Here is a 26,608-nt window from a genome sequence, read left to right as displayed (position 1 = left end):
GGGGGCACCGCTAGACTTGGTCGGGTGAATCTACCGCAGGACGCCCCCGGGACCGCCTACCCGAACGACCCGCAGGACCCGAACGACCCGCACGACCCCCACGATCCGCAGGCGGCACTCGGGCAACTCGCCCGCGCCCAGGCCGCCATCGCCACGTTAGAACCCGTGCTCGCGCCGCTGGCCGGCGCCTTTACCCGCCGCGGCGAATCCCTCTACCTGGTCGGCGGATCCGTCCGCGACGCACTGCTCGGCCGCCTCGGCCACGACCTGGACTTCACCACCTCCGCCCGGCCGGCCGTCATCGCAGAAATCCTGGGCGACTTCGCCCCCGCCGTGTGGGACACCGGCATCGAATTTGGCACCGTCTCCGCAGAAAAAGACGGCCAACTAATAGAGATCACCACCTTCCGCTCCGACACCTACGACGGCCAATCCCGCAACCCCGACGTGCGCTTCGGAGACACCCTCGACGCCGACCTCATCCGCCGCGACTTCACCGTCAACGCCATGGCCGTCGAACTACGCCCCACCCCAGACCACAGCCGGCTCACCTTCGAATTCCACGACCCCCAAGACGGCTTCAGCGCCCTGCGCCGCGGCGAACTAGACACCCCCGCCGCCCCCGAACAATCCTTCTCCGACGACCCGCTGCGCATGCTGCGCGCCGCCCGCTTCACCGCCCAACTCGGCCTCAACGTCGCCCCCCGCGTCGAAGCAGCCATGACCGCCATGGCCCCCCAGATCAGCCGCATTACCGCCGAACGCATCCGCGCCGAACTAGACAAACTCATGGCTGCCGACGCCCCCTGGGACGGCTGGGACCTCCTGGTACGCACCGGCATCGCAGACATCATCATGCCCGAAGTCTCCGGACTCGCCCTCGCCCCCGACGAACACCTCCAACACAAAGACGTCTACGCCCACTCCATGACCGTGCTGCGCCAGGCCATGGACCAAGAAGACCCCGACAGCCCAGAAGGCAGCCCCGACCTGATCCTGCGCTGGGCCGCACTCCTCCACGACTGCGGCAAACCAGACACCCGCGCACCCAAACCCGGCGGCGGCGTGACCTTCCACCACCACGAAGTCGTCGGCGCCAAACTCGTACGCCGCCGACTCCGCGCCCTGAAATACCCCAAAAACACCATCCGCGACATCAGCCAACTGGTCTACCTCCACATGCGCTTCCACGGCTTCGGGGACGGCCAGTGGACCGACTCCGCCGTACGCCGCTACGTCACCGACGCCGGCGACCTACTTCCCCGCCTGCACAAACTCGTCCGCGCCGACTGCACCACACGCAACAAGCGCAAAGCCCGCATGCTTCAGGAAACCTACGACCACCTGGAAACACGCATCGCCCAGATCCAGGAAAAAGAAGACCTCGCCCGCGTGCGCCCGGACCTGGACGGAAACGAGATCATGAGCATCCTGGGACTCAAGCCCGGCCCAGAGGTGGGGCGCGCGTGGAGCTACCTCAAGGAGCTGCGACTCGACTCCGGACCGCTGAGCCACGACGAGGCCGTGGACGCCCTGAAAAGATGGTGGGCTGAACAGGACTAATCCGGGTAGGATCTGCTACTTACCAACATATTTTCCTGGTGGGCGACGCGGGTCCCCGCGCGGGAGCTGCCGTGTGGTGCCTGCGCGGATGGCCGCGTGCGGTGCCTGCGTGCGGTGCCTGCGCGTGGTCCGTCCTGTGGGGGCACTGCGCGTGGCCGAGCGACCCAGCCGCACCACCGGCGAGCAAGGAAGGTGACCGTCCACATGGCTGAAGAGTTCTTCGCCGACCGCCTCTTCAACGCGCTGGAGCGCAACGATCCCGGCCCCGGGATGCTGCTCGTGTCCGCCCCGGGCATTGAGTCGCTGGACTTCACCCGCTCGGTGGTGGTGCTCATCGACCACTCGACTCACGGCACCTACGGCGTGGACCTGACGCGGCGCAGCGACGTCGCGGTGGACAACTACTTCGACTTCTTCACCCCGGTGGTGTCCAAGCCGCAGGCGTTCTACGTGGGTGGGCCCGTGCGCGGCAATACGGTGTTGGGCCTCGGGGTGACGCGCCCGGGCCTGGATATCTCCGTCCACCCGCACCTGATCAAGCTGGCCAACCGCCTCGTCTACATCGACCTGGGTGCGGACCCGGACGAGTTAAAGGAGCAGCTTGAGGGGATGCGCCTGTTCATGGGCGTGGCGCAGTGGGAGCCCGGGCAGTTGCATGAGGAGATTGAGCGCGGCGATTGGTACGTCGCCCCGGCTCTTCCCGGCGATGTCATCGCGCCAGCGGGCGCGGACCTGTGGGCGGACGTCATGCGCCGCCAGCAGCTCCCCCTCCCCCTAGTGGCCACGTTCCCCTCCGACCCGGAGGACAATTGATGGCGGGCATTGTTTCACGTGAAACACGTGCGGACATCGCGCACGCCATCCACCTGACCTGGGCGGTGGGTCTGGGGCTGATTCCCCTGGGCCTGGCCTTCGGCCTGCTGATGACCCAGTCCGGGTACGCCTGGTGGTGGACGCCGATATTCTCCCTGGTCATCTACGCCGGGTCGGTGGAGTTTCTGGCCATCAACCTGGTGGCCACCGGGATCGCGCCAGGAGCCGCGGCCCTGACCGGGCTGCTGATTAACTTCCGGCACATCTTCTACGGGCTGACCTACCCGCGTCACCTCATCTCCTCGCGGCTGGGGCGGGCCTACTCCAGCTACGCGCTGACCGACGAGTCCTACGCCATCGTCTCCGCGCAGCCGCGGGCCAGCCTCAACGGCACCCAGGTGCTCGCCGTGCAGATCTTTTGCCAGGCGCTGTGGGTCATCCCCGGTATCCTCGGCGCGCTCATCGGGTCCACCCTGCCGCAGGGCATCAAGGGATTGGAGTTCGCACTCATCGCCTTGTTCGTCGTGCTCGCGTGGGAGACCTTCGCCCAGAACCGCGACTGGTCACTGCCGCTGACGGCCGCCGCCCTGGCGGTGGTGTGCGCGGTGCTCATCCCCCACCAGATGCTCGTGGTGGCCCTGCTGGGCTACTTCTTCATCCTCATCGCGCGCTACTGCTCCCCCCGCCTCAACGGCTGGCTGACGCTGCGCGCCGCCGGGGCTCCGGACCCCATGCAGGCCACCCCGCCCGTGCGCACCGTCACCGATGTGCCCCCACAGTCCGGGGGTGACAAGGATGAGTAACTGGGGTTTGCCGGAGGGGATCACGCCGGCGGCGGTGGCCGCGGTGCTCATCCCCATCGCGCTGGTGACAATCGCGCTGCGCCAGGCGCCGTTTAGCGCCCGACGGTTGCTGCGCCGCAGTAAGTTTTTATCCACCCTGGGCATGACCATGCCGGTCGGGGTGATGGTGGTGCTGGTGGTGTACACGCTCAACGCCCAGCGCACGGCCCCCGGCGGGCTGCTGGCCGCCGGGCTGGCCCTGCTGGCCACCTTGGGCCTGCACGCCTGGCGGCGCGATTCCGGGCTATCCATCCTCGGGGGGACGGCGTGCTACATGATCCTGGTGAACCTGGTGTTCTAAATGCCTTTTAGGCCAGGTCGGGGAACGCGGCGCAGGCGCGGGCCCAGAGGCGTTCAAACTCCTGCGCGCTGAGCCGCTGGGAGGCAATGTCCGGGAAGTTGGCGTAGGTGTCCGGGTGGGGCACGGTGGGGTTGGGCGCGGCGTCCATGCCGCGGACCTTTCCGGAGCCGGTGGCCGCCCCAGCGATGGGTGAGTTGGGCGCCGTGCCGGCCAGTTCCACGATGCGGTGCATCCGGCAGGTGGTGGCGTCCTTCTCTTCGAGCTCGGCGGCGTGGATGACGGTGCCCACACCGGGGACCTTCAGCGACGTGCGGACGTAGATTCTTTCAGACACGTCCGCCATCTTAGCCGCGGGCGCCGTCCGCCTGGGCGTAGCGGCTGGCCAGCCAGGAGCACATCATCAGCTGCACCTGGTGGAAGATCATGATGGGCACGATGAGCAGGCCCAGCTGGGCGCCGCCGAACATGATGGAGGCCATGGGCACCGCCGAGGACAGAGACTTCTTGGTGCCGCAGAACTCGATGGCGATGATGTCCTTGCGGGGGAAGCCCAGCCGGCGGGCGACGGTGCGTGTGAGCCACAGCATGAACGCCACGAGCACGATGGACAAGGCCACGACGATGAGGATGTCCGTGACCTGGGTGTCGGACCAAATCCCGGCGACGACGGACCCGGAGAACGCCGAGTAGACGACCATGGTGATGGATCCGCGATCCACAATCGAGGTGGCCTTGCGGGCGGCAAAATTCTTCACCCACGGCCGCAGCAGTTGGCCGAGCATGAAGGGGAAGAACAGTTGGAGGGCGACGTCGAGGAAGACGGAGGCGTCGATATGCAATCCCCCACTGCCGCCCATGAGCGCCATCACCAGCAGCGGGGTGAGCACCACTCCCACGAGGTTGCTTAACGACGCCGCGACAATCGCCCCCGCCACGTTGCCGCGCGCGATGGAGGTAAAGGCGATGGATGATTGCACGGTTGACGGCACCAGCGTCAGGTACAGCACGCCCTGATAGAGCTCCGGCGAGGTCACCGCGGACAGGGGACGCAGCGCCACCCCGATGATGGGAAAGACCAGGAAGGTAAACGCCAGGATGAGCAGGTGGAGTTTCCAGTTGCTTAAGCCCTCTAGGGCCTCGCGGGGCGAGAGGCGGGCGCCCTGGAGGAAGAAGAGCGCCGCGATGGCAAAGGTGGTTGCCCAGGAGAACCAGTGGGCGAAGCTGCCGCTGGCGGGGGCGATGATTGCAAGGATGACCGCGCTGAGGATGAGTACGATGAGCGGGTCCAGACGCCGTAACACTGTCACCGCCTCAGTGTAATGCGGTGTCTAGTTGCCGACGCTTAACTGGTCGCCCTTGACCTTCAGGTCCGCGGTCTCCATCCCGGTGCGGGCGGGCCCGTCGACGACGTCGCCGTCAACGATGGAGAACTTGGAATTGTGGGCGGTGCAGCGCACGATGTCGCCCTCAACCTTGCTGATGCGGTTCTTTTGGTGGGGGCAGCGCGTGGAGTAGGCCTTGTACTCCCCCGCGGTGGGTTGGGCGATGATGAAGTCCCCGACGATGATGGCAGAGCCAACGGGGACGTCGGCTGCGGCGACCTCCTCGCGCGGCCCGCTGCCGCAGGCGGCCAGCACGGCGCCAGCGAAGGTGCTTGCGGTGGCGGCAAGGAAGAGCCGCCGGGAGCACGGTCGGTTGAGCGCGGTTGAGTCCGATGCAGCGTTGGCCATGGCCACTAGTATGCCCCGCCGGCGGGGGCGCGTCCAAGTGGATTCCTCCGCCGGCGGTCGCGCTGTGACAAATAGGTGACGGAATGCTGTCGTATTCGAGCCTACGTCCAGGTATTCGTCACAGAATTGTCACGTTTCACGTGAAACGGTGATTTACGCGGTTGGCTTGGTGGCGGCCTTCATGGAGCGCACAAACTCGGTGAGTTCGGCGTCGAGGGCGGCGCGATCCCGGATGTGCATCGCGGGGATGTCGTGCTCGGAATGGCTCGGGCGATCGGGGTCGGGCTCGCAGTGGCGCTCGATGATCGTGGTGATGGCCGATCCGGTGATCGCCCCGGCCGCGCCCGCGGCGATCGCGTCGCGGACGTGCTGCGGGGTGGAGATGCCAAATCCGAGCAGGATCGGTGCCCCGCCGAAGCGCGCCACGTTGGCCACAACGTCCGCCAGCCCCGTGGTTTGGGAGGCCCGCTCCGTTCCCGTCACGCCGTCGCGGGAGATGGCGTAGATGTACCCCTGCGACAGGGCGCTGACCCCACGCAGGGTGGACTCGGAGGCCTGCGCCGGAGCGATGAAGATGGGGTCCACTCCAGCGGCGGTGGCGGCCGCGGCGAAGGGGGCACCCTCGCGCACGGGGACGTCGGGAAGCAAAATGGAGTCCGCGCCGGCGGCGGCGAAGTCCGCATAGAAGGACTCAATGCCCCGAGTGAAAGCGACGTTGCCGTAGATGAGCATGCCGATGGGCAGCTCCGGGAACTCGGCGCGGATGGTCCGCACCTGCTCTAGGGCGTCCGCCACCGTCACTCCCCCGGCCAGCGCCCGGATGTGGGAGCGCTGGACTGTGGGGCCGTCGGCGACGGGATCGGAAAACGGTACGCCCAACTCCAGGGCGTCGGCACCCGCGGCCACGACGGTGCGCACGGTGGCTAAGAGATCGGCCGGGGAGGGATCGCCGAGCATGAGGAAGGGCACAAAGGCGCCCTCCCCCGCGGCAGACAGACGAGAAAAGAGTGCGGCGTAACGGTTCATCGGTGGTCCTCCACAACCAGTTCAGGGTGCTGCTCCAAGGTGTGGCGCACGTGATCCACATCCTTGTCGCCGCGACCGGACAAAGAAACGACGATAGTAATCTGCTCCCCCTGCTCCTCGGCCAGGCGCGCCCGCTTGAGTGCATAGGCGAAGGCGTGGGAGGACTCCAGCGCGGGGATGATGCCCTCATAGCGCGAGAGCAACTGGAAGGACTCCAGCGCCTCCGCATCGGTGATGCCCACGTAGCGGGCCCGCCCCGACTTGGACAGGTGCGCGTGCTCCGGGCCCACGCCCGGGTAGTCCAGGCCCGCGGAGATGGAATAGGACTCCTCGACCTGCCCGTCTGAGTTGCGCATGAGGTACGAGCGCGCCCCGTGCAGGATGCCCACCTGCCCGTTGGTGATCGTGGCGCCGTGCTTGCCGGAGGAGATGCCCTCGCCCGCGGGCTCGGCACCCACCAGTTCGACGGAGGGTTCGTCGATGAACTCCGCGAACATGCCGATCGCGTTGGACCCACCGCCCACGCACGCGACCACGCAGTCCGGCAGCCCGCCGACGGCCTCGGCGAACTGCGCCTTGGCCTCCTGGGAGATCACCCGGTGGAATTCCTTGACAATCGTCGGGAAGGGGTGCGGGCCCGCCGCCGTGCCCAACAGGTAGTGGGACTCGTGGAAGGTGGCCGTCCAGTCTCGCAGGGCCTCATTGACGGCGTCCTTGAGCGTGCCGGAACCGGAATCCACCGGCACCACCGTCGCGCCGTGCAGCTGCATGCGGTAGACGTTGGGCGCCTGGCGTTCCACATCTTTGGCACCCATGTAGATCACGCACTCCATGCCCAACAGGGCGCAGGCCAGGGCAGTGGCGGTGCCGTGCTGGCCCGCGCCGGTCTCTGCGATGATGCGCTTCTTGCCCATCGCGCGAGCCAGCAGGATCTGGCCAATCACCTGGTTGGTCTTGTGGGCGCCGCCGTGGACTAAGTCCTCGCGCTTGAGAAAGATCCGGGCATGGCCCCGGCCCTGTCCCTCCAGCGGCAGGTTGCGGCACTCGGTCAGCGGCGTGGGCCGACCAAGGTAGTCGCGCAGCAGGCCGCGGTATTCGGCCATGAACTCGGGGTCCTTCATCGCGGTGACAAAGGCCTGCTCGAGTTGGTCGAGGGCGGGGATAAGGGATTCGGGGACGAACTGTCCGCCGAACTCTCCGAAGTAGGCAGGCAGCAGGGTGGCGCGCTGCGGCTCGTCGGTGAGGTCAGGGCGGTCGGGGTGGTCTGGCTGAGTGCTCATGAGTTCCTCTCAACAATGGGGGCGCTGGCGTGGCGCAGCGCGGTGAGGCAGTGGGTGATTGCGGCGGGGTCCTTGTGTCCGGCCCAGGTGTCGGCGCTGGGCGGATACTCCACGCGGGAGTTGAGGTCCACTCCCCCGCATCCGGTCTGGGCGGCGGCGACGATGGTGTCCGGTCCGATGCCCCCGGCAAGCAGGTAGCGCTCGCGGTGGTTGGCGGGGATGAGGGACCAGTCGAAGGAGGTGCCCGTGCCGCCGCGGCCGGTGTCGAGTACCACCGTGGACACCAGGTCGGTCCAGGAGGCGACCTCGGCGGCGAGGTCGGCGTCGCGCTGGGTGGCAATGCTCACCGCGCGCCAGAGGGGGACCTCGCCGGCCTGGCGGGCGACGGATTCGAGGAGCTGGCGTTCCTCGGCTGCCGTGGCGCAGGTCGGGGCCTGGACCTGAAGGGCGTGGATGCCGGGAATCGCGGCCAACTCCTCCCACCCCTGGCTGCGCCGACTGACCGCCACGTAGCGCAGCCCCGGCTCACCGGCCATGATGGATAGCGCCGTTTCACGTGAAACATTGCGCGGAGAATCCTCGGCGAAGATGAGTCCGCCGTAGCTCGCACCGGCCGCGCGGGCCGCCTGCGCCTCCGCCCCGGTGCGCAGCCCGCAGACTTTCGCCCGGCCAAAAACGAGTTCGCGACAGGCCAGGTCCACGTCCGGCTGGCCTGTCAGCTGGCTGCCCACCAGGAAGCCGTGCGCGCGGGCGCCGATCTCCACTACGGTGCGGTGGTCGCGGATGCCTGATTCGGCGACCACGACGGCGTCGTCAGGCAGCAGGGCGGCGAGCCTGCGGGAGCGGTCGAGGTCGATGCTCAGGTCGTGGAGGTTGCGGTGATTGATCCCGATGATGCGCGCCCGCAGATGCACGGCGCGGCGCACCTCCTCCTCGGTGACGACCTCGGTGAGGACGTCGAGGCCGAGCGCTTCGGCGGCGTCGGCAAGCTCGCGGTACTCGGCGTCGTTGAGGACGGAGAGCATGAGCAGCACGGCGTCGGCCCCGAAGTAGCGGGCCGCGTGGATCTGCACCGGGTCGATGATGAAGTCCTTGCACAGCACCGGCAGGTGGGTCGACGCGGCGACCGTAGCCAGGTGGGTGTAGTCGCCGCGGAAGTGGTCCGGCTCGCAGAGCACGGAGATTGCCGCGGCGTAGCGCGAGTAGATCCGCGCCAGGTCGCCAGGGTGATAGTCCGGCCGGATGGACCCCAACGACGGCGAGGCGGACTTGCACTCCATGATGAAGCGGTTGCGCGAGCGCCCCTCCGGCTCCCAGCCGCCCAGCGCCGTGTAGAGCGAGCGGGTGGAGGCGGGCAGCCGGGTGGGATCCACGTGGGCGATGCGCTGCCGAATCTCCGGCAGACGGGCGCGGCGATCCGCCACGATCTCCTGGAGGATGGTGGGCAGGTCAGAGCCGGTGGCGGTGGCGCCGGTAATGCTAGTGGGCATAGTCGGCCTCCTCGTGGGTGGCCAACCACTGGCTGACGGTGCCGTCGGCCATGAGGGCGCGGGCCCGGTCGACGCCCTCGCGCAGGGAGTCCGCGGCGTCGCTGATGTAGAACATCGCCCCGGCGGACGCGGCGATGGCGGCGATGTGTGCGGGCGAGCCGGTCCCGTCGAAGGCGGCGTAGAGATGGCGGGCGTTGGTGGGCCCGTCGCCGCCGGCAAGCTCGCTTAGGGCGTAGGTGTCTAGGCCCAGCTCCTCGGGGTGGATGGTGTATTCGGAAATTTCGCCGGAGCGGGTCAGCTCCCAGACCGTGGTGGGTCCCCACACGGCCACCTCGTCGGTGCCGGACCCGTGGACCACCAGGGCACGCCCGCGGCCCAGCTCCCGGAAGACCTCGGCGATCATGCGCCCCACCGACGGGTTGGCCACGCCCATGATCTGGTATTCGGGGCGCGCCGGGGAGAGCACCGGCCCGAGGGTATTAAACAGCGTGGGGATCTTCAGCGCCCGGCGCACTGGTTGCACGTGGGAGATCGCCGGGTTGTAGGCGGGGGCGAAAAGGAAGGTGAAGTTGGAGGCGCGGAATTGGCGCACGGCGCGCTCCGGGTCGAGGTCCAACGGGATGTTCATGGCTTCCAGGACGTCCGCGGATCCGGAGCGGGAGGACACGGAGCGGTTGCCGCATTTGATCATCTTGGCCCCGCCGGCGGCGGCGACGAGCGACGCCCCGGTGGTGATGTTGATGGTGTTCTGCCCGTCTCCCCCGGTGCCGGCGGTGTCCAGGATTCCAGCACCGGTGATGGGAAAGGGGCGCCCGGCGGCGAGGAACGCCCGGGCCGCACCGAGGAGGTCGGCGAAGGTCTCCCCGCGGGTGCGGATCATGGTCAGCAGGGCGGCGATGTGGACGTCGTCATAGTCGCCGACCGTCAGCGGGGTGAAGACCTGCTGGGCCTGCTCGACGGTGGGGTTGGGCTCATCAAGGTAGTCAGTCAGCAGGCTGAGCGTTGAGGTGCTAGTCATGGGGGTTGTCCTTCGTGGGGTGGGTGATCAGCTGGTCTAAGCAGCGGCTCAGGATGGTCGGGCCGGCCGGGGTGAGAATGGATTCGGGGTGGAATTGCAGGCCCAGCGCGCCGGGGAACTGGGCGGCCATGATGATCCGCCCGCGCGGGGCGTGCGCGTAGGCCAAGGCCGCCACGGGGGCGGGGACGTCGGTGCAGCCCAGCGAGTGGTAGCGGGCCACCGGAACCAGGCGGCCCGGATCGTTGGGCTTATCGACGTCCCGGTCCACCGTCAACCCCGCGAACAGTCCGCTGCGCACGCCCGCATCCGTCAGGGTCATCGGGGTGGTCACCCCGTGGACCGCCCCGCAGGGGGCGACCTGCCCGCCGTGGAGTTCGAGCAGCGCCTGGAAGCCCAGGCAGATGCCCAGCACCGGGATGCGGCGCGCACGCGCCTCGGAGAGGGCCTGCATGAGCACCCCGGCGTCGCGGGGATGGCCCGGCCCGGGCGAGGCGACCAGGACGTCTGGGTGGTGGTCCCACACCGTGTCCATCGGCACGGTGTTGCGCAGGACGGTGTAGCTGTGGCCCGTCGCCGCGCAGGCGTCGACGAGGTTATAAACAAAGGAATCCTGGTTGTCCAGCAGCACGATGTGGCTCATCGGATGACCTCCAATTCGGCGTCGGCGGCCAGGGCGATGGCGTGCAGGACGGCGTAGGCCTTGGCCAGGGTTTCGTCGGCTTCCGCGGCGGGTTGGGAGTCGCGCACCACCCCGGCGCCGGCCTGCACCACGGCGGTGCCGCCGGTGACAAATGCCGAGCGGATGACAATGCACGTATCCATATCCCCTCCCCCACGCAGGTAGCCCACCGCTCCTCCGTAGGAGCCGCGGCGGTGCTGTTCCACCCCGCGCAGCAGCTCCATGGCGCGCAGCTTCGGCGCACCGGTCAGCGTGCCCATGTTCATGCAGGCGCGGTAGGCGTCGAGCGCATCGAGCCCGGCGGCCAGCGTGGCGGTGACCCGGGAGACCAAGTGCATGACGCGGGAGTAGCGGTCCACCGCCATGAGCGCGGCGACCCGCCTGGTGCCGGGGGCGGCCACCCGGGCGAGGTCATTGCGCGCCAGGTCCACCAGCATGGTGTGCTCGGCGATCTCCTTGGCGTCCGTGCGCAGCTCCAGCTCGTTGCGGATATCCAGCTCCTCGTTGACGCTGCCGTCCGGGTTGAGGCCGCGCGGCCGGGTCCCGGCGATGGGATAGAGCTCCAGGCGCCGGTTGTGCGCGGCGAACTTGAGGTTCGATTCCGGGGAGGCGCCGAACAGCTCGTAGGGCGTGCCGTCTGAGTCGAGGCCGCGCACGTAGAACATGTAGGGGCTGGGGTTGGTGCGCCGCAGCTGTCGGTAGGCCCGGTAGGCATCCGGGCAGTCCATGGTGAAGGCGCGGGCGGGAACAACCTGGTAGATATCGCCGGCCTCGATGTTGTCCTTGAGGTGTTCCACGTGGCGGCAAAAATCGGTGTCGCTGACCTGCGCGCGGGCGGTCACCGTCGCACCCGCCGGGGCCTTCGGCTGCGCGTCATCCACGGGTGCCGGCTGCTCGCACCGGGTGGCCAGCTCGCGCACCTGCTTATCGACGTCCCCTCCTTCCGCCTCCCCCAGCGCCATGGCACGCAGCACGGCCTCGCGCGTGCGGTGGTTGATGTCCAGGACGATCTCCGCCAGGACGAACTGGTAATCCGGGTAGGTGTTGGCGCCTGGGGCCACGGGCGGCAGGTCCTCAAAGGTGCCCAGGTAGTCAAAGGCGAAGCCCCCGGCGAGCAGCGCGTCCGGCAGGGCGGCCTGGAGGATGCGCAGCGGGGCGACGGTGCTGGTGGCCACCAGGCGCTCGTGCTCGTCGGCGGCGTTCGATGCCGGGAAGCGGAAGGTGACCGCGGTGGTGGGTGCGGGGGCGTCGGCACGCACGATGGAGTCGGCGAGCTTATCGCGCAGCAGGGCCACGGCGTGCTCCCCGGACGGGGTCAGTGCCTCTGCGCGCACGTCCTGGCCCGTGCACGTCAGGCGCAGGCTGGCGGTGATAACCCCCAGGGAGGACAGCCCGGATTTGGTGGTGATGTCCGCGCTTTCCAGCAGGATCGCGTCGGTGGATGTGAGGGCGCCGAGCGTGCGGAAGAGCTCCGAGGCATCTTCGTGGTATCTCACCGGTTGTTCAATGAGCAGCGGCGGGGTCATGGTGGGGTGTGGATCCTTCCCGGTAGAAAAATTCTCATGTGAGGGGCGTTGGGCCTCGCCGGGGAGATACACGAAAGGCCCGCCGCTTCACGTGGAAGTCTGCGAGCCTGAAGAAGAGCTAAACGTCAGTGATCAACGGCCCGCGCGTTCTCGGGCCACCACCAGCAGCGGGTGGGGGTAATCATGACGGAAAGAAGCATAGTATGAGGCTATACGCTCAGCGAGTGTGGCGCAAGCGATATGCGGAAAATGGGGGGGCGTGTGCTCTTGAGCCTGCTAGTCGTCGCTGGCGCGGGCGGCGCGGCGCAGCGCCCCCAGATCAACCTTGGGGGCCGGTCCCCCGCCGGCCTGCTTGGCCATGTCCCGGGCATCCACGGCGGCCACGGCGTGGGCGGCTTGCGCGGATCCGACGCCGATGAATCCGAGGGCGATGATGAACAGGGCCGCGGGCGCGATCCACAGCCAGCCGTGGGCGATGAAGGAAAACAGCCCGGCAAAGAGGAATACCACCCCGGCCAGGACCCACAGCGGACCGGCAATCTTGTGGCCTAGGTCCCACAATTGTTGTGACTTGCGGACCTCCGGAACGCGCAATCCCACCAGTGAATTACCGGGGAGTCGCTGCGCCCAGCCCAGTGCCCCTACCAGGGCAACCGCCGCAGCGAGCACACAGAAAATTACGCCGAGGATCATAACCGCGAGTCTAACCAGAACCCACCGCTCGGGGTGTCCCGGGGGCCGGGTAGCCCACAACGTGGCGGGGTTACCTTCAGCGGCGTCCAACCTTGTAACCTGTCCTTCAACAGGTTGGGCTTGGGGTGACCACAGGCCGCTGTGAACGTGAGTGGAACAGCCCTCGTGCCCGGAGCACCGAAGGCATACAGCAGAAAGAAGGTGCTCGCTGTGAGCATGAAAACCCTACGTAGCTCGCTACTATTTCGCGTGATCGTCGCCATCATCGCGGGCATCCTGTGCAGCTTCTTCTTCCCGGAGGCCCTGGCCCGCATCTTTGCCACCTTCAACGGGCTGTTTGGCAACTTCCTGTCCTTCTTTGTGCCCGTGCTCATCTTCGCGCTGATCACGCCGGCCATCGCGGGCCTGGGCAAGGGCGCCGGCAAGTGGCTCGCCGTGACCACCGGGGTGGCCTACGCCTCGACCATCGTCTCCGGGTTCATCGCCTATAGCGTCGCCCGGGGCGCCTACCCCTGGCTGCTGGGCAGCCAGCACCTTGATACCGGTGTGGCTGATATTGAGGCCGGCTCGCTCAAGCCCTACTTCACCATCGAGATGGCCCCGCCCTTCGAGGTCATGACCGCCTTGCTGCTCGCCTTCTGCGTCGGCGTGGCCATGACCGCCGTGAAATCGGACACCATCTACAAGGCCTCCCGCGACCTGCAGCGGGTGGTGATGAAGATCATCGGGTCCTTCATCGTCCCGCTGCTGCCCGTCTTCATCTTTGGCATGTTCCTCAACCTGGGGATGAACGGCAACCTGCGCGAGACCATCGTCGCCTTTGGCAAGGTGCTCGTCCTTGCCACCGTGATGACCTTCCTCTACCTGATCGTCCAATACCTCGTCGCCGGCGCCATCGCCGGGCGCAACCCGTGGACCGCGCTAAAGAACCTGCTGCCCGCCTACGCCACCGCACTGGGCACCTCCTCCTCCGCGGCGACCATCCCTGTCACCTACGCCGCCACCCTGAAAAACGGTGTGGACCGCAACGTCGCCGGATTTGTCGTCCCGCTGTGCGCCACCATCCACCTGGCCGGCTCCATGATGAAGCTCGTGCTCTTCGCCTTCGCCATCGTCTACATGCAAGGCATGGACATCTCCGCGCCGCTGGCCGTGGGCTTTGTCATGATGCTGGGTATCACCATGATCGCCGCGCCCGGCGTGCCCGGCGGCGCGGTCATGGCCGCGGTGGCGCTCCTGCAATCCATGCTGGGCTTCGGCGATGACCAGGTCGCCCTCATGATCGCCGCCTACATCGCCATCGATTCCTTTGGCACCGCCGCCAACGTCACCGGCGACGGCGCACTGGCCATGGTGGTCGACCGATTCGCCCGCGGAAAAATCCCCGCCCTAGTCCGCGAGGGCGGGGAGGAAGAAGACCCCACGGGCCCGCTCGACGCGGAACACACCCCGGGCACGGTGGCCGGGGACGAGGACTAGCTCACTCGCGCGCGGGGCGGGCTCGGGGGGCGTCGATAAGCAGAACCAAGCGGAAAAGTGCCTGCCGGCTAGTGCTCGTCGCGCACGCCGAACCACGCCGCCGCCGCAGCGCGCATGTCCTCGGTGAGCGCGGAATAAGGAGCCGGGCGGGCGCCGGCGCGCAGGACCGCTGTATCCAGGCGATCGCGCAACAGCCACACATCGGCAGGCGACGCACCCGCAACGGCCAGCGCCGCCGCCGCGCGCCGGGCATCCAAACCCGTTAGTTCGGGCAGGTCAGCCGGGGTCAACCCGGCGCGGAGCATGTTCTCACGCAGCTCGGCGGCAGTGGCACGCAGCTGCTGGACAGACAAAGACATCGGCGGACTCCTGGGGGAATGGGAAGTGTTCTAGGCCGCGGCAGAGGCCGGCTCCGCCGACTCCCAACGCAGCGGGGACACGGACTGCCACTTCTCGTGCTTCGGGCCCAGCGGGATACCCGTGCGGTCGCGCAACGCCAACACCGCCACCAGGCCCACCACGGTCATCGCCGCCAGATACGCGGTGATAGCCACCGTCGAACCCGTAGCGCTAAACAGTGACTTAGCGATCGTCGGGGCAAACGCGCCACCGATGATCGAACCAATGGCATACGTGATAGACACCCCCGAAAAACGCACCGACGCCGGGAACAGCTCCGCATACATCGCCGACTGCTGGCCATAAGTAAAGCCCAGCCCCACCGTCAACAACACCAGCGCGCCAATAAGACCCGCCAAACTCCCCCGATTGACCAGCGGGAACAACGCCGCCACGCCGACGAGCTGCGCGGCAAAACCAAGAATGTACGTGCGCCGCCGGCCCAAAGAATCAGACACCCGCCCAGCCAAGGCAGTAAACACCAACCACGTGGCGGCAGACAGCGCCACCGCGCCCAACACCTGGCCGCGCGGCAGGCCCACCGGCCCAGCCGGATCCGCAGCATAATGCTGAATGTAACCGCCGGCCGTCATGTAGCCCACAGCACCGTTGCCCGCGAAGACCAACGCAGCGATGAGCACCACCTTCCAGTGGCCGCTAAATAGTCGACCCACCGGCGCAGCGACAGTCCGCTTGCGCTCCGCGATCTCCGCAAACACCGGAGACTCATCCACACCAGTGCGGATGGCATAGCCCAGCGCCACCAGCAACACAGACAGCAAGAACGGCACCCGCCAACCCCACGCCAAAAACGCCTCACCCGGGGCGATCCACGCCATGAGCGCCAACACGCCAGAAGACAACAGCAGCCCGGCGGGCACACCAATCTGCGGGCCGGCGCCATACACACCACGCTTATCCACCGGGGCATGCTCGACGGCCATGAGCACCGCCCCACCCCACTCGCCACCAGCAGAGATACCCTGCACAATGCGCAAGGTCACCAGGATCAGCGGCGCGGCCATCCCGATCGTGTCATAGGTAGGCACCAAGCCGATCAGGGCCGTCGACCCGCCCATACCAAACAACGTGATCATGAGCACCGTGCGCCGGCCGTGCCGGTCACCGAAGTGACCCGCCAAGAAGGCGCCCAGCGGGCGGAAGAGGAAGGACAGTCCGGCCGTGAGGAACGACAGGACCGTCGCCGCGTTCTCACTGCCCATCCCGGAGAAAAAGAGGTGGTTGAACACCAAACCGGCGGCGGCCGCATAGAGGAAGTAGTCATACCACTCCACCGCCGTTCCGATGGTGGTGGCTACGATGACGCGGCGTCGGGCGCGGCGCACGTGGGCCGCAGTGGGCGTGGACGTCGGTTGCGGGGGCACAGGGAGGTCTCCTTGGTGGGTCAATCGTCGTCGGGCGCAGTGGCGGTGTTCGCCGATAGCAACATCTGCGGTTGATTAGTAAACGTTACGGCCTTATCGCCGCGCAACACGCCACATCCGGGCGTGCGGCGAGTCTGTACGCGACCTGTCGACGTCGCCGTCGCGCGGCGGTGCCAGCACAGGTGCTCAGGCGCACCCTCAGGCACCCTCTCGCGCGCCCCCTCGCGCGTGCTCCCGCGCAGGTAGTCACGCAGGTGGTCGCGCAAGTAGCTGTGCAGGTTGTCGCGCAGGTAGCTGCGCATGCAGGAGTCCGCGCGGCGGCGGCGTGCCGGCAGCTTCGGACTATTGGCCCGCCGAGGATCGCCCGTGAGGACCCCTCCCCGGGCGTCTTGCCAGCCTCCTGGTGGCAACTTCTGTGGGTCTTCCCATGGCAATCCCCGTGTGCGAGAGGCCACGGCAAGGCCAGGGTCATCGGGTCGGCCCACTACACTGGTAAACCATGACGAACCCGAGCGAGACCACCCACGGCCCCGAGCACCGGTATACTGCACAGCTCGCTGGCGAAGTGGAGCGCACCTGGCAGCAGTATTGGTTGAATCACGGCACTTTTAACGCGCCGAACCCGGTGGGCGATCTTGCTCCCGCGGATGGCCACGAGCTACCGCAGGACAAACTGTTTGTCCAGGATATGTTCCCCTACCCCTCCGGCGCGGGCCTGCATGTGGGGCACCCCCTGGGCTACATTGCTACGGATGTGTTTGCCCGCTTCCACCGGATGATGGGCCGCAATGTGCTGCACACGTTGGGCTATGACGCCTTTGGCCTGCCGGCTGAGCAGTATGCCATTCAGACGGGCACGCATCCGCGCACCACCACGATGGCCAATATTGAAAACATGCGCCGCCAGTTGGGCGCGTTGGGCTTGGGCCATGATCCGCGCCGCAGCGTGGCTACCACTGATCCGGAGTTTTATCGCTGGACGCAGTGGATTTTCTTGCAGATCTATAACGCCTGGTTTGATCCCGAGCAGGGCAAGGCTCGCCGTATCGAGGAGCTTATCCCGTTGTTGGAGTCGGGCGAGATGGAGCTGCCGGAGGGCTTCGAGGGCGCCTATTCTGATATGTCGCGCACGGAGCAGGCCGCGGTGGTAGATAGCTTCCGCCTGGTGTATCGCTCGAATTCGATGGTCAATTGGTGCCCCGGTTTGGGCACGGTGTTGGCCAATGAGGAGGTTACGGCGGAGGGCCGCTCGGAGCGGGGGAATTTCCCGGTGTTCCGCAAGCGTCTGTCGCAGTGGATGATGCGGATCACGGCGTATGCGGACCGCCTCATTGATGACCTGGACCTTTTGGATTGGCCGGACAAGGTCAAGGCGATGCAGCGCAACTGGATCGGCCGCTCCAGCGGCGCGGAGGTGGACTTTGCCACCGACTGCGGGCCGATCACGGTGTTTACCACGCGTCCGGACACCCTCTTCGGTGCTACCTACATGGTGCTCGCCCCCGAGCATGAGCTTGTCGACGCCCTCGTGGCCACCGCGCCGACGGAGGGTGCCTACGGGGACGTCGATAAGCGTTGGACCTTCGGGCAGGACTCCCCGGCGGCCGCCGTGGCGGCATATCGCCAGGCCATCGCCGCAAAGTCGGACCTGGAGCGCCAGGAAAACAAGGACAAGACCGGCGTGTTCCTCGGCGCCTACGGCGTCAACCCGGTCAACGGGCAGCGGGTGCCGATCTTCATCGCGGACTACGTGCTCACCGGGTACGGCACCGGCGCGATCATGGCCGTGCCCGCCCATGACACCCGCGACTTCGAGTTCGCCACCGAGTTCGGGCTGCCCATTATCCCGGTGCTCGCCGGCGGGGACGTGTCCCAGGAGGCCTTCACCGGCGACGGGGAGCACATCAATTCCGCCAACGCCGAGGGGCTAGACCTTAACGGCATGGACAAGGCCACCGCGATCAGCACCACCATCGCCTGGCTGGAGCGCGCCGGGGCGGGGCATGAGAAGGTGCAGTACAAGCTGCGTGACTGGCTGTTTGCCCGGCAGCGCTACTGGGGCGAACCCTTCCCCATCGTCTATGACGCCGACGGCGTGGCCCACGCCCTGCCGGAGTCCGCGCTGCCGGTCAACCTGCCGCAGGTGGATGACTACAACCCGGCGACGGCCGACCCCAACGACGCCGACTCCGAGCCGCACCCGCCGCTGGCGAAGGTCCGCGACTGGGTGGAAGTGGAGCTGGACTTGGGCGACGGCCTGCAGACCTACTACCGCGACACCAACGTCATGCCCCAGTGGGCGGGTTCGTCGTGGTACCAGCTGCGCTACATCGACCCCACCAACTCCGAAAAGTTCTGCGACATTGCCAACGAGCGCTACTGGACGGGCCCCCGCCCCGAGGAACACGGCGCGAACGACCCCGGTGGCGTAGACCTCTACGTCGGCGGCGTCGAGCACGCGGTGTTGCACCTGCTCTACTCCCGCTTCTGGCACAAGGTGCTCTTTGATCTTGGGCTGGTCTCTTCCCGCGAGCCCTACCGCCGCCTGTTCAACCAGGGCTACATCCAGGCCTATGCCTACACCGACGAGCGCGGCGTCTACGTCCCCGCCGCCGAGGTGGAGGAGCGCGACGGCCGCTTCTACCTGGGCGACAAGGAAGTCAACCGCGAGTACGGCAAGATGGGCAAGTCCTTAAAGAACGCCGTCGCCCCCGACGACATCTGCCGCGACTACGGCGCCGACACGCTGCGCGTCTATGAGATGTCCATGGGCCCGCTGGATACCTCGCGGCCCTGGGCCACCAAGGATGTCATCGGCGCGCACCGCTTCCTCCAGCGCGTGTGGCGGCTGGTGGTCTCCGAGGACACCGGCGAGGTCACCGTCACCGAGGCAGATACCCCGCTTTCCGACGCCGATTACAAGGCCCTGCACCGCACCGTTGCGGGTGTGCGCGAGGACTACGCCAACCTGCGCAATAACACCGTGGTGGCCAAGCTCATCGAGTACGCCAACTACCTGACCAAGACCTACCCGGAGCGCGCCCCGCGCGCCCTGGTGGAACCGCTGGTCATCATGCTGTGCCCCATCGCCCCGCACATCGCCGAGGAACTGTGGGCCCGGCTGGGACACGAGGGCGGGCTGACCTACGTGGACTTCCCCACCTTCGAGGAGAAGTGGCTCACCGACGATGAAATCGAGCTGCCCGTCCAGATCAACGGCAAGGTGCGCGGACACGTCACCGTCGCCGCCGATGCTGACCGGGACGCCGTGGCCCAGGCCGCGCTGGCGGAGGAGAAGATCGCCGCTCAGCTGGAGGGCAAGAACGTGGTCAAGACGATCGTGGTGCCCGGCCGGATGGTCAACTTGGTGGTGAAGTAGCGCCGGGGTGCCGGGATGTCGGGACGTTGGCGTGTCGGCACGTTGTCCGGACGCCGATGTTTCACGTGAAACATTTACACTGCGCCACTCCTGCTGGACGGCCTCGAGGCGCCCTCGCGGTACTCGCGGGTAGCCTCGGGGTGTTCCCCCGCACTCCCCCAACTTTGAGGTGATCGCCAGCATGACCCTGACCCGCACTACCCACACCTACAGCCCGGAGCATCCGGATCTCCTGATGGACGTGGTGGTGCCTGGCGTCAATGGTGGCCGCACACCCGGCGGCGTGGACGCTCAGGGCGTGCCGGATCAGCGTCGCCCAGACCACCGCCCGCCCGCGGTCCTGTGGCTGCACGGCGGCTCTTGGCGTGCGGGTGATCGCACGGCCTGCCCGGATCTGGATCGCCACTTCGCCGCGGAGGGCCTGGCGATGGCTAGCATCGACTACCGCCTCGCGGACGCCCACCCCTACCCCGCCGCGGTGGATGACGTCTGCGCGGCAATCAGCTACCTGCGCTCCCATGCCGCACAGCTGGGCATCGATCCCGGCCCGGTGGCCCTATGGGGTTCGTCGGCAGGAGCACACCTGGCCCTGCTGGCTGCAACGCGGATGCCGAATGATATCGCCTGCATCGTCGCAGGCTATGGCCCTATGGACCTGCGCGAGGGGCTGCCCGACTCGCCCGACCCGGACCGCAACCCCACCGACATCGAAGTCTTCTTGGGCGGCCCCGCGGAGACCCAACCGGAACTCGACCGTCAGCGCGAACTCGCGGCGCAGGCCAGTCCGCTGTGCCACAGCGCGGCACAGATTCCCCCGACGCTCATCCTCCACGGCACGGCGGACACCATGGTCACGCCACGGGCGAGCAAGACCCTGCATCAGCACCTGGCTGACGCCGGGCGGGAATCGACGCTCATCCTCATCGACGACTTTGGGCACAACTTCTTTGCCCAAGGGCCCACCCAGGAATTGCCGGGCGGACTGATGCTCGACAACGGCCACCTGGAAGCCGCCGGGGACGGCACGGCAGTGTCCACGCACGTGGAGCAATCCCGGGCCGCCCGCTTCACCCCCGGCGAGCACCCGGCCAGCTTTGATACCGTGGCAGCGTTCTTTCACCACCACCTCCCCGCCAGCACTGGAGAGCCGGGGAATTAAGGAGCACCGCGATGAGTAGGCAGTTAGTGCAGCGGCTCTTATTGACCGGACTCATGGCGTATCTAGCAGGCAGCAGCGCGGTCTACGCCCTGCTCCAAAGTACGGGACCGGTCGCACAAGCCATGGGTGTCGCGGCGGTCGCACTGACGCTCGTCGCCGCCATCGCGTGTGCGTGGCGCTTCTGGCCGTACCCGTTCCCCCGCTACCTTCGGGCCATGTACCTGGCCTTTCTTCCGGGAATGGTGCTGGGGGCGCTCGCCCCGATTGAGCGGGACTTCCCAGGGGCCGGGATCATCGGGCTGGTGTGGCCGGTAGCCATCGGCATGGCGTTTGTGGGAAATTCCCGCTACATCGACTGGGTGCTAGCGGAGGAATCAGGTTCTTAAGAACCCCCGAGCCCCCGGTGAGATGAGTACTTTCGAGTGCCTACCCCGGCCCACCGGGGCGTCGATAAGCGCTTCCCTAGTCCTGTGGCAGCGGCCCGAGCTTGGGGCCTTCGGGGTAGTACTTCCAGCCGTCGGTAATGCGGACCTTGTCCTCCCAGGGCACGTGGTAGTTACCCGCGGCGAGGTCGGCCACCCAGGTGAGGTAGTTGGCGCGCTCCCCGCCGGGTTTGCCCACGTAGCCGCGGGCTCCGAGGTTGTAGATGTTGTTTTCCAGGGCGAAGTTCTCGCGGGCCTTGTCGGCGAGCGTGGGGAAGACTTCGGCGGTGACGATCTCCCAGGGGTTGCGGTGGCCCTCGGCGATCATGTGGCCGTCATAGTTGCACACGTTGCCTTCACCGAAGTAATAGAAGGTGCCGTCATACCCGGCGAGGTTGACCGAGGCGGTGAACATGAGGTTCTGCCAGGCGTTGGTCCGGTTGGTCATGATCCATTGGTCGCTGACCTGCGTGGAGTATCCGGAGATGCGGATGTACACGTTGGCGCCCTTGTAGGCGGCTTCACGGGCGAGTTCGGGGAACATGCCGTCGTGGCAGATGCATACGGCCAGCTTGGAGCCCTTGGGGCCGTCGCACACCGGCATGCCCACGTCGCCGGGATACCAGGGTTCGATGGGCACCCAGGGCTGGAGTTTGCGGTAGTGCAGGGCGATCTCGCCGTCGGAGTTGATGATGATGGCGGTGTTGTAGGGCGGCAGGCCCGCAGTGTCGTTGGGCTCCATGATGGAGAACACACCCCAGACGCCATTGTCCTTGCAGGCCTGCTTGTAGCGGCCGACCTCGGGCGAGTCGAGTCCCAGCAGCATCTCGTCATAGGACCAGATGGCGGTGTTGAGCCCAGAGGTGGAGTACTCGGGGAAGACGATGAGGTCAAGGTCCGGGTAGCCGGCCTTGGTGGAGGCCACGGCGCGGCAGATGTTGTCCACGTTGGTCTGGATGTCCTCAGGCCCGTTGACCACGGGGACGGGGTATTGCACGAGGGCCATTAACAGGCCGTCGGGGCTGGCACTGACACTTCCGGTGCTGCTCATAGGGTGCTCCTTTGGGTGCGATGGGTGGGGCGTGCGTCCGGGCGGGTGCCCGGTGTGCGCTACAGGCTAGGCGTTTGCTGTGGCGACATGCAGGCTTCTGCTTCGCGCTACACTGGGATTTTGGCTTAGCGACGCCCCCTGTCCCCCACCGCGGGCACTCCCCCACCGGCGGGCGCGCGGCGCGGCGCCGGGGTGGACATGCCCGAGTCTGAGAGGTACCCCATGACTAAACAATTGTGGTTCGTGCTTGTGTTCTCCGTCCTTTTTGGCGTGTGCACGGCTGGTGTGGCGGGCCAGATACTGATTGATGCCATCGGTGACGGAAAGTCGGCGGGCGTTGCAATTGCCGTGATTCTCTTGGTTTTAACGGCGATTGTGTGTGGTTATGTTGCCCTTGGCATTCGGGAAAGACAATCGCCCGTGCACCTGAGTTCTGTTGCTGGCATCGGTTTTACGGTTCTTTATGTGATTGGTGCATTCGTGGCACATCAGCGAGTGGGTGTATTTCTATTTCCGGCGTGCATGTTTGTGCTCATGGTGCTGGTGCCCAGCCAGAGGCGGTGGCTGGCGCAGGGTGAACAAGGCGAACAAGACAAGCAATGATCTGCCGCGCAGGTGCTGCATGATTGGCGGGGGAATCGTTAAGAGATCGGCGGGTGAGTCAGCGGGGGTGGCTGGTCTCTGTCTATCTCCCCCACCCGCGGGCGCATCCCGCGCTAGGATTTCTGCACATGAGCGTCCTTGTCGCTGAACACCTCACGCGCACGTTTGGTAAGCCGGGCCATCAGGTAGAGGCGGTCCGTGATGTGTCCTTCCAGGTGGACGCGGGGCAGATCGTGGGCCTGGTGGGGCCTAATGGCGCGGGCAAGACCACGATGGTGCGGATGTGTTCGACGCTGCTTCGCCCCACGGCAGGCCAGATCCGTATTGCGGGGGTGGATGCGGTGGAGTGTGCGCGGCAGGCACGGGCTCACGTGGGTGTGGTGTTGGGCGGGGATCAGGGCTTCTATATGCGTTCTTCGGCGTGGGCGAACTTGTTGTTTTTTGCTGATGTTGCGGGTGTGCCGCGGGCGCAGCGTCGCCACCGGGTGGAGGAAGCTCTCGCTGCGGTGAGCTTGACGGATCGCGCGCGGGACCGGGTGGATGCTTTTTCCCGAGGCATGCGTCAGCGTTTGCATATTGCGCGCGGATTGTTGGGCCGCCCGGAGTTGATGCTTTTGGATGAGCCCACTAATGGGCTTGATCCGGTGATTGCCGCGCAGATTCGCTCGCTGATTAAGTCGTTGAGCAGTGCGGGAGTGGCAGTGGTGTTGACCACGCATCTGATGGCGGAGATGGAGCAGTTGGCTAGCCAGATTGTGGTGCTTGCGCACGGCCAGGTGCGGGCGCGTGGCAGTGCTGCCCAGATTGCGCAGGCTGCGGCGTTGCAGGCGGTGAGCACGTTTGAGCTGACGGATGCCGCTGGGGCGGATCAGGTGGCGCGCCTTGAAAGCCACCCTGCGGTGGCCCGGGTGGAGGTGGAGTCATTCAGCGGTCGCTGCGTGGGTGCGGTGAGTTGGTCGGATTCCCCGGATGAGGGCGCGGTTGCCGGCGTCCCGGGGGTCGCGGGTCTGCATACGCGCCGCCCGACGTTGGAGGAGTCTTATCTAGCGCTCGTGGGACAGCAGGGGGATTAAGCGGTGGGTTCGTGGTTGCGGATGTTCGCCTTTCAGGTGCGCAATTTCGCGCGCACGGTCTACTTTGTGGAGTTACTTTTCACCGCCACGCTGTCGGTTTTTGCCCTGCAATGGTTGGGGTCGCGGGCTTCGGGAATGGGTGCTGAGGACGTCGTCCTGCGTTCCGGCCTGGTGGGCATGTGGGCGGTGTCCACGGTGTCTGCGGGGCTGATCGGGTTCCAGCGCTTCCAGGGCACCCTGGTGCATCTGCTCATGGGCCCGCGCGCGCCGGGCTGGACCCTGTTGGCGCTGGTGGGCGCGGCGGCCACGTTCGGCCTATTGGCATTCCCGCTGGCAGGCATCCTGGGCCTGGTCACCGGCACGCCACTACCCCACATCGGCGCCTGCAGGCTGGTATTGGGCATAGCGCTGTATTGGTGTGGGTGCATGGCCATCTGCGCCGTGATCGCCCCACTCTTTCTGCTCACCCCCAACGCCTTGACCTACGAACCCCTGCTCAACGTCCCAGTGGTGTTGGCCTCCGGGATCTTCGGCTACACGGTGAATCTCACCTGGCTGGGCGCCCTCTTCCCCACCCGTTGGGCCGTCGAGGCCCTCACCGGTGGTTCTTTGCTTATCGACGCCCCCGTCACCCTCCTGCTGGCCATCTGCTGGTTCGCCTTCGCCGCGATGGCCGCCCGCGTTGCGCTGCGGCGGGCGACTCAGGACGCGACGCTGGAGGTTGTTTAGGGGGTGTGGAGGACGCCTATGCGCGCGACAGGGGTCGGGCGGGTGGGGGTAGAACGGGGGTAGGGTTAGGGCTCCTCCATGACTGTGATTCCTGTCACACGCGATACTCTCGGCCGTAGATAGACCAAAGCACCCCACCCGAAACGACATGCACAACCACAATCCAATCCGGTGATGTACAGCAATAGGTGCAGGTCACTCATGGCCGGTGGGTGATGAATAAAAATACCACCCACGTCACAGCAATAAACACGTGCCCACCCCGGCCCAAACGGTGGTGAACCCCCTGTGTGTGGTGTGCACACCACAGTTGGCATGCCCGATATCCGATACATATAAACCATACGGCCAGGAAAAACACCACCACCCACAACACGCCACCACCAACCCGCAGACACCCCTGCAGGTACTGCAGCCTGCGAGTTAGCATCGCCACAACAGTCACACACGCCCCACACGACACAGCAAACAATGCGTCAGCGGGCAAAACACACGAAAGGACACGTGCATGCGAACCCCACAACGCACTACCCTCGCCTGGACTGCAACCCTGATCAGCGTGATGAGCCTGACAGGCGGGCTGGCTTCCGCGGCACCGATTGTTGGTGACCTGCCCTGGCCTGCTCCTGCCACCGGTGGGGATACCCCACTGCCGGATCGCTACCTTGAACGCACCACCGCCGACGGGTGGGTACTCCACGCGCTTAAAGAACAAGAAACCCTCCACATCAACCCCCCACTTGATGGGGCAGCAACCACCGGGGAGGCTTTTGGCACCCTGTCAGCACGGGTATGGATTGATGGGCAGGGCGAACCAGAACTGACCGGTGGTTTCTTCGAGGCCGGCTACCAGGTTGGCTGCGGGGTCGATATCTCCCAAGGAGTCGACTACGACATCGCCGCCACCTTAGGGGTAGCCCCGCATGGTGATGTGGGTGTTGAAGGCGGCCCGCATGGTGAGGTTGGTGTTGAAGGCGGCCCGAGTGTCAACCTTGGCGGCCAGGCAGGCCCGGAAGTCACAGTGACGCTCCCGCAAGGCAATGCCACACTAGGGGCGGACGCGAAAGCTAAAGGTGAAGCAGGAGCAGATGCAACAGCTAAGGCCGAAGCTGGGGCGGATGCTACGGCTAAAGCCGCAGGCGGGGTGGAAGGCAAAGCAGAGATCTCCCCGCGGGTTAGTGGTCATCTTGATCCGGGCAAGGTAAGTAATGTGGCGCTGGTGTCCCGGGGTATTGATGGGCACTTTAAGCGCAGCGCTGGTGGGTTTGATGGGGCGCATATTCAGATCAATGGGTGTGCCGGCCCGGTTAGTGTGCGCTCCTATGTGCGGATTTCTACCACCAGTCCGACGAGTGTGGATGTAGTCAATGTGTATGGCGACCCGCGCAGGATCCGCTGATCGACTTCAACGACGCGTCAACAGGTAGGTGTGACAGATGGGTCAGCATGGATTATCCCCGGTAGCCGCCAAATCGGCTGGAATGAGCCCGCATCCACCTGGGGTGGCATGGTGGATCAACTTCATCGGTGTGGTGGCAGGACTTGTCGCCACGGTGGGTCTTATCGCCGCCTCACAGGATTTATCCTGGCTGATTGGCCGGGTGGGCTATGTGCCGGGCATGTTTTTCTACATGATCTCGATGATCATTGCCGCTGCGGTGATGGTGGGCAGTTTTATCTCGTTGTGGACCAAACTAACCCGCCATTAAGGGGGTTACACATACACCGGTGGGGTGCGGCCCGTCCTTTGTGTGGGGCCGCTGGCAAAAGAAGTCTTTGTAGGTAAAAGGGTTGTGGTGGTTGTTATGGCACGGGTCTACGTGCGGCTAATAGGTGTCAGTGTGGTCGGCGTTGCGTGTGGCCTTGCCGGTATCGGTATGGGTGCAGGGGTTGGTGGTGCCCAAGAAACCCCGCAGGAGCGCTGCCAGCGTGAAACCGAGCAGTACAATGCGGCGATGGCTGCTAGTT

27 protein-coding genes are annotated in these 26,608 nt (G+C 66.3%); 13 read left to right on the top strand and 14 right to left on the bottom strand.

Going from position 1 to position 26,608, the window contains the following annotated elements:
• Positions 1-24: 24 nt before the first annotated feature.
• The 4 genes from LH390_RS11450 to LH390_RS11435 all read left to right on the top strand — a co-directional run bounded on the left by LH390_RS11450 (position 25) and on the right by LH390_RS11435 (position 3,519).
• Complete coding sequence (locus LH390_RS11450; RefSeq protein ID WP_227281203.1) at positions 25-1,563, top strand: CCA tRNA nucleotidyltransferase; 1,539 nt, start codon at positions 25-27, stop codon at positions 1,561-1,563.
• Positions 1,564-1,767: 204 nt separating this feature from the next.
• Positions 1,768-2,376, top strand: coding sequence for a YqgE/AlgH family protein (locus tag LH390_RS11445; RefSeq protein WP_227281204.1), 609 nt, complete (start codon positions 1,768-1,770; stop codon positions 2,374-2,376).
• An 8-nt stretch (positions 2,377-2,384) separates the two neighbouring features.
• Positions 2,385-3,179: an AzlC family ABC transporter permease gene (locus LH390_RS11440; protein ID WP_227282683.1), complete on the top strand. Its 795-nt coding sequence runs from the start codon at positions 2,385-2,387 to the stop codon at positions 3,177-3,179.
• Entirely contained in the window at positions 3,172-3,519 is a 348-nt protein-coding gene (locus LH390_RS11435) for an AzlD domain-containing protein (protein WP_227281205.1), read from the top strand. Before LH390_RS11440 ends, LH390_RS11435 begins: the two co-directional genes overlap by 8 nt.
• Before the next feature lie 7 nt (positions 3,520-3,526).
• On the opposite strand, the gene LH390_RS11430 is transcribed toward LH390_RS11435, so the two are convergent.
• The 10 genes from LH390_RS11430 to LH390_RS11385 all read right to left on the bottom strand — a co-directional run bounded on the left by LH390_RS11430 (position 3,527) and on the right by LH390_RS11385 (position 12,961).
• Complete coding sequence (locus tag LH390_RS11430) at positions 3,527-3,862, bottom strand: hypothetical protein (RefSeq protein WP_227281206.1); 336 nt, start codon at positions 3,860-3,862, stop codon at positions 3,527-3,529.
• 1 nt (position 3,863) lies between these two features.
• Entirely contained in the window at positions 3,864-4,820 is a 957-nt protein-coding gene (locus tag LH390_RS11425) for a bile acid:sodium symporter family protein (RefSeq protein WP_428845115.1), read from the bottom strand.
• A gap of 27 nt (positions 4,821-4,847) precedes the next feature.
• Positions 4,848-5,249, bottom strand: a complete 402-nt coding sequence (locus tag LH390_RS11420; RefSeq protein WP_227281208.1) for a Rieske (2Fe-2S) protein — start codon at positions 5,247-5,249, stop codon at positions 4,848-4,850.
• Between the two features lie 153 nt (positions 5,250-5,402).
• Positions 5,403-6,275 carry a tryptophan synthase subunit alpha gene (gene trpA, locus LH390_RS11415; protein WP_227281209.1) on the bottom strand — a complete coding sequence of 291 codons (873 nt, stop codon included), beginning with the start codon at positions 6,273-6,275 and terminating at the stop codon, positions 5,403-5,405.
• Positions 6,272-7,555, bottom strand: coding sequence for a tryptophan synthase subunit beta (trpB, locus tag LH390_RS11410; protein ID WP_227281210.1), 1,284 nt, complete (start codon positions 7,553-7,555; stop codon positions 6,272-6,274). Before trpB ends, trpA begins: the two co-directional genes overlap by 4 nt.
• Complete coding sequence (trpCF, locus tag LH390_RS11405) at positions 7,552-9,045, bottom strand: bifunctional indole-3-glycerol-phosphate synthase TrpC/phosphoribosylanthranilate isomerase TrpF (RefSeq protein ID WP_227281211.1); 1,494 nt, start codon at positions 9,043-9,045, stop codon at positions 7,552-7,554. Before trpCF ends, trpB begins: the two co-directional genes overlap by 4 nt.
• Entirely contained in the window at positions 9,035-10,063 is a 1,029-nt protein-coding gene (gene trpD, locus LH390_RS11400) for an anthranilate phosphoribosyltransferase (protein ID WP_227281212.1), read from the bottom strand. Before trpD ends, trpCF begins: the two co-directional genes overlap by 11 nt.
• Positions 10,056-10,703, bottom strand: coding sequence for a glutamine amidotransferase-related protein (locus LH390_RS11395; RefSeq protein ID WP_227281213.1), 648 nt, complete (start codon positions 10,701-10,703; stop codon positions 10,056-10,058). The genes trpD and LH390_RS11395 overlap by 8 nt, the downstream gene beginning before the upstream one ends.
• Positions 10,700-12,268 carry an anthranilate synthase component 1 gene (locus tag LH390_RS11390; RefSeq protein ID WP_227281214.1) on the bottom strand — a complete coding sequence of 523 codons (1,569 nt, stop codon included), beginning with the start codon at positions 12,266-12,268 and terminating at the stop codon, positions 10,700-10,702. Before LH390_RS11390 ends, LH390_RS11395 begins: the two co-directional genes overlap by 4 nt.
• A 276-nt stretch (positions 12,269-12,544) precedes the next feature.
• A complete protein-coding gene (locus LH390_RS11385; protein WP_227281215.1) occupies positions 12,545-12,961 on the bottom strand; it encodes an SdpI family protein in 417 nt (138 codons plus the stop codon).
• A 216-nt stretch (positions 12,962-13,177) separates the two neighbouring features.
• On the opposite strand from LH390_RS11385, the gene LH390_RS11380 reads away from it, so the two are divergent.
• A complete protein-coding gene (locus tag LH390_RS11380) occupies positions 13,178-14,440 on the top strand; it encodes a dicarboxylate/amino acid:cation symporter (protein ID WP_274709857.1) in 1,263 nt (420 codons plus the stop codon).
• A 68-nt stretch (positions 14,441-14,508) separates the two neighbouring features.
• Here LH390_RS11380 and LH390_RS11375 read toward each other — a convergent pair whose 3' ends face one another.
• From LH390_RS11375 to LH390_RS11365, 3 genes are read right to left on the bottom strand one after another with little or no spacing between them, the layout of a single operon-like run.
• The gene (locus LH390_RS11375; RefSeq protein WP_227281217.1) at positions 14,509-14,799 is read right to left on the bottom strand and encodes a DUF2316 family protein; all 291 of its coding nucleotides are present in this window, start codon (positions 14,797-14,799) and stop codon (positions 14,509-14,511) included.
• A 30-nt stretch (positions 14,800-14,829) separates the two neighbouring features.
• Positions 14,830-16,224 carry an MFS transporter gene (locus tag LH390_RS11370; RefSeq protein WP_227281218.1) on the bottom strand — a complete coding sequence of 465 codons (1,395 nt, stop codon included), beginning with the start codon at positions 16,222-16,224 and terminating at the stop codon, positions 14,830-14,832.
• A gap of 20 nt (positions 16,225-16,244) precedes the next feature.
• Positions 16,245-16,634: a hypothetical protein gene (locus LH390_RS11365; RefSeq protein ID WP_227281219.1), complete on the bottom strand. Its 390-nt coding sequence runs from the start codon at positions 16,632-16,634 to the stop codon at positions 16,245-16,247.
• 89 nt (positions 16,635-16,723) lie between these two features.
• Here LH390_RS11365 and leuS point away from each other — a divergent pair, with 89 nt between their 5' ends.
• The 3 genes from leuS to LH390_RS11350 all read left to right on the top strand — a co-directional run bounded on the left by leuS (position 16,724) and on the right by LH390_RS11350 (position 21,148).
• Positions 16,724-19,603 carry a leucine--tRNA ligase gene (leuS, locus tag LH390_RS11360; protein ID WP_227281220.1) on the top strand — a complete coding sequence of 960 codons (2,880 nt, stop codon included), beginning with the start codon at positions 16,724-16,726 and terminating at the stop codon, positions 19,601-19,603.
• Between the two features lie 181 nt (positions 19,604-19,784).
• A complete protein-coding gene (locus tag LH390_RS11355; protein WP_227281221.1) occupies positions 19,785-20,762 on the top strand; it encodes an alpha/beta hydrolase in 978 nt (325 codons plus the stop codon).
• Positions 20,763-20,773: 11 nt separating this feature from the next.
• Positions 20,774-21,148, top strand: a complete 375-nt coding sequence (locus tag LH390_RS11350) for a hypothetical protein (RefSeq protein ID WP_227281222.1) — start codon at positions 20,774-20,776, stop codon at positions 21,146-21,148.
• Between the two features lie 76 nt (positions 21,149-21,224).
• Here LH390_RS11350 and LH390_RS11345 read toward each other — a convergent pair whose 3' ends face one another.
• Positions 21,225-22,235: a formamidase gene (locus LH390_RS11345; RefSeq protein WP_227281223.1), complete on the bottom strand. Its 1,011-nt coding sequence runs from the start codon at positions 22,233-22,235 to the stop codon at positions 21,225-21,227.
• A gap of 222 nt (positions 22,236-22,457) precedes the next feature.
• Between LH390_RS11345 and LH390_RS11340 the strand changes: the two genes are divergently transcribed.
• From LH390_RS11340 to LH390_RS11320, 5 genes are all read left to right on the top strand, one after another.
• Positions 22,458-22,838 (top strand): hypothetical protein, encoded by a 381-nt coding sequence (locus LH390_RS11340; protein ID WP_227281224.1) that lies wholly within the window; start codon positions 22,458-22,460, stop codon positions 22,836-22,838.
• A 128-nt stretch (positions 22,839-22,966) separates the two neighbouring features.
• Positions 22,967-23,911, top strand: coding sequence for an ABC transporter ATP-binding protein (locus LH390_RS11335; protein ID WP_227281225.1), 945 nt, complete (start codon positions 22,967-22,969; stop codon positions 23,909-23,911).
• 21 nt (positions 23,912-23,932) lie between these two features.
• Complete coding sequence (locus LH390_RS11330; RefSeq protein ID WP_227281226.1) at positions 23,933-24,640, top strand: antibiotic transporter; 708 nt, start codon at positions 23,933-23,935, stop codon at positions 24,638-24,640.
• A 508-nt stretch (positions 24,641-25,148) separates the two neighbouring features.
• Complete coding sequence (locus tag LH390_RS11325) at positions 25,149-26,039, top strand: MspA family porin (RefSeq protein ID WP_227324317.1); 891 nt, start codon at positions 25,149-25,151, stop codon at positions 26,037-26,039.
• 37 nt (positions 26,040-26,076) lie between these two features.
• Complete coding sequence (locus LH390_RS11320; RefSeq protein WP_227324316.1) at positions 26,077-26,349, top strand: hypothetical protein; 273 nt, start codon at positions 26,077-26,079, stop codon at positions 26,347-26,349.
• The last annotated feature ends 259 nt before the right edge of the window (positions 26,350-26,608 follow it).

The sequence above is a fragment of the Corynebacterium uberis genome, assembly GCF_020616335.1.
Taxonomy (GTDB): Bacteria; Actinomycetota; Actinomycetes; order Mycobacteriales; family Mycobacteriaceae; genus Corynebacterium; species Corynebacterium uberis.
The sequence above is the reverse complement of the archived record's forward strand: the minus strand, read 5'-3'. Positions and strand labels throughout refer to the sequence as shown.

What these genes read in the sequence shown, in the direction of transcription:
- LH390_RS11445 (WP_227281204.1), top strand. Translation starts at nt 1,768, where the DNA reads ATGGCTGAAGAGTTCTTCGCCGACCGCCTCTTCAACGCGCTGGAGCGC.
- LH390_RS11435 (WP_227281205.1), top strand. Translation starts at nt 3,172, where the DNA reads ATGAGTAACTGGGGTTTGCCGGAGGGGATCACGCCGGCGGCGGTGGCC.
- LH390_RS11430 (WP_227281206.1), bottom strand. Translation starts at nt 3,862, where the DNA reads ATGGCGGACGTGTCTGAAAGAATCTACGTCCGCACGTCGCTGAAGGTC.
- LH390_RS11420 (WP_227281208.1), bottom strand. Translation starts at nt 5,249, where the DNA reads ATGGCCAACGCTGCATCGGACTCAACCGCGCTCAACCGACCGTGCTCC.
- trpA (WP_227281209.1), bottom strand. Translation starts at nt 6,275, where the DNA reads ATGAACCGTTACGCCGCACTCTTTTCTCGTCTGTCTGCCGCGGGGGAG.
- trpB (WP_227281210.1), bottom strand. Translation starts at nt 7,555, where the DNA reads ATGAGCACTCAGCCAGACCACCCCGACCGCCCTGACCTCACCGACGAG.
- trpCF (WP_227281211.1), bottom strand. Translation starts at nt 9,045, where the DNA reads ATGCCCACTAGCATTACCGGCGCCACCGCCACCGGCTCTGACCTGCCC.
- trpD (WP_227281212.1), bottom strand. Translation starts at nt 10,063, where the DNA reads ATGACTAGCACCTCAACGCTCAGCCTGCTGACTGACTACCTTGATGAG.
- LH390_RS11395 (WP_227281213.1), bottom strand. Translation starts at nt 10,703, where the DNA reads ATGAGCCACATCGTGCTGCTGGACAACCAGGATTCCTTTGTTTATAAC.
- LH390_RS11390 (WP_227281214.1), bottom strand. Translation starts at nt 12,268, where the DNA reads ATGACCCCGCCGCTGCTCATTGAACAACCGGTGAGATACCACGAAGAT.
- LH390_RS11385 (WP_227281215.1), bottom strand. Translation starts at nt 12,961, where the DNA reads ATGATCCTCGGCGTAATTTTCTGTGTGCTCGCTGCGGCGGTTGCCCTG.
- LH390_RS11380 (WP_274709857.1), top strand. Translation starts at nt 13,178, where the DNA reads ATGAAAACCCTACGTAGCTCGCTACTATTTCGCGTGATCGTCGCCATC.
- LH390_RS11375 (WP_227281217.1), bottom strand. Translation starts at nt 14,799, where the DNA reads ATGTCTTTGTCTGTCCAGCAGCTGCGTGCCACTGCCGCCGAGCTGCGT.
- leuS (WP_227281220.1), top strand. Translation starts at nt 16,724, where the DNA reads ATGACGAACCCGAGCGAGACCACCCACGGCCCCGAGCACCGGTATACT.
- LH390_RS11355 (WP_227281221.1), top strand. Translation starts at nt 19,785, where the DNA reads ATGACCCTGACCCGCACTACCCACACCTACAGCCCGGAGCATCCGGAT.
- LH390_RS11350 (WP_227281222.1), top strand. Translation starts at nt 20,774, where the DNA reads ATGAGTAGGCAGTTAGTGCAGCGGCTCTTATTGACCGGACTCATGGCG.
- LH390_RS11345 (WP_227281223.1), bottom strand. Translation starts at nt 22,235, where the DNA reads ATGAGCAGCACCGGAAGTGTCAGTGCCAGCCCCGACGGCCTGTTAATG.
- LH390_RS11340 (WP_227281224.1), top strand. Translation starts at nt 22,458, where the DNA reads ATGACTAAACAATTGTGGTTCGTGCTTGTGTTCTCCGTCCTTTTTGGC.
- LH390_RS11335 (WP_227281225.1), top strand. Translation starts at nt 22,967, where the DNA reads ATGAGCGTCCTTGTCGCTGAACACCTCACGCGCACGTTTGGTAAGCCG.
- LH390_RS11330 (WP_227281226.1), top strand. Translation starts at nt 23,933, where the DNA reads ATGTTCGCCTTTCAGGTGCGCAATTTCGCGCGCACGGTCTACTTTGTG.
- LH390_RS11325 (WP_227324317.1), top strand. Translation starts at nt 25,149, where the DNA reads ATGCGAACCCCACAACGCACTACCCTCGCCTGGACTGCAACCCTGATC.
- LH390_RS11320 (WP_227324316.1), top strand. Translation starts at nt 26,077, where the DNA reads ATGGGTCAGCATGGATTATCCCCGGTAGCCGCCAAATCGGCTGGAATG.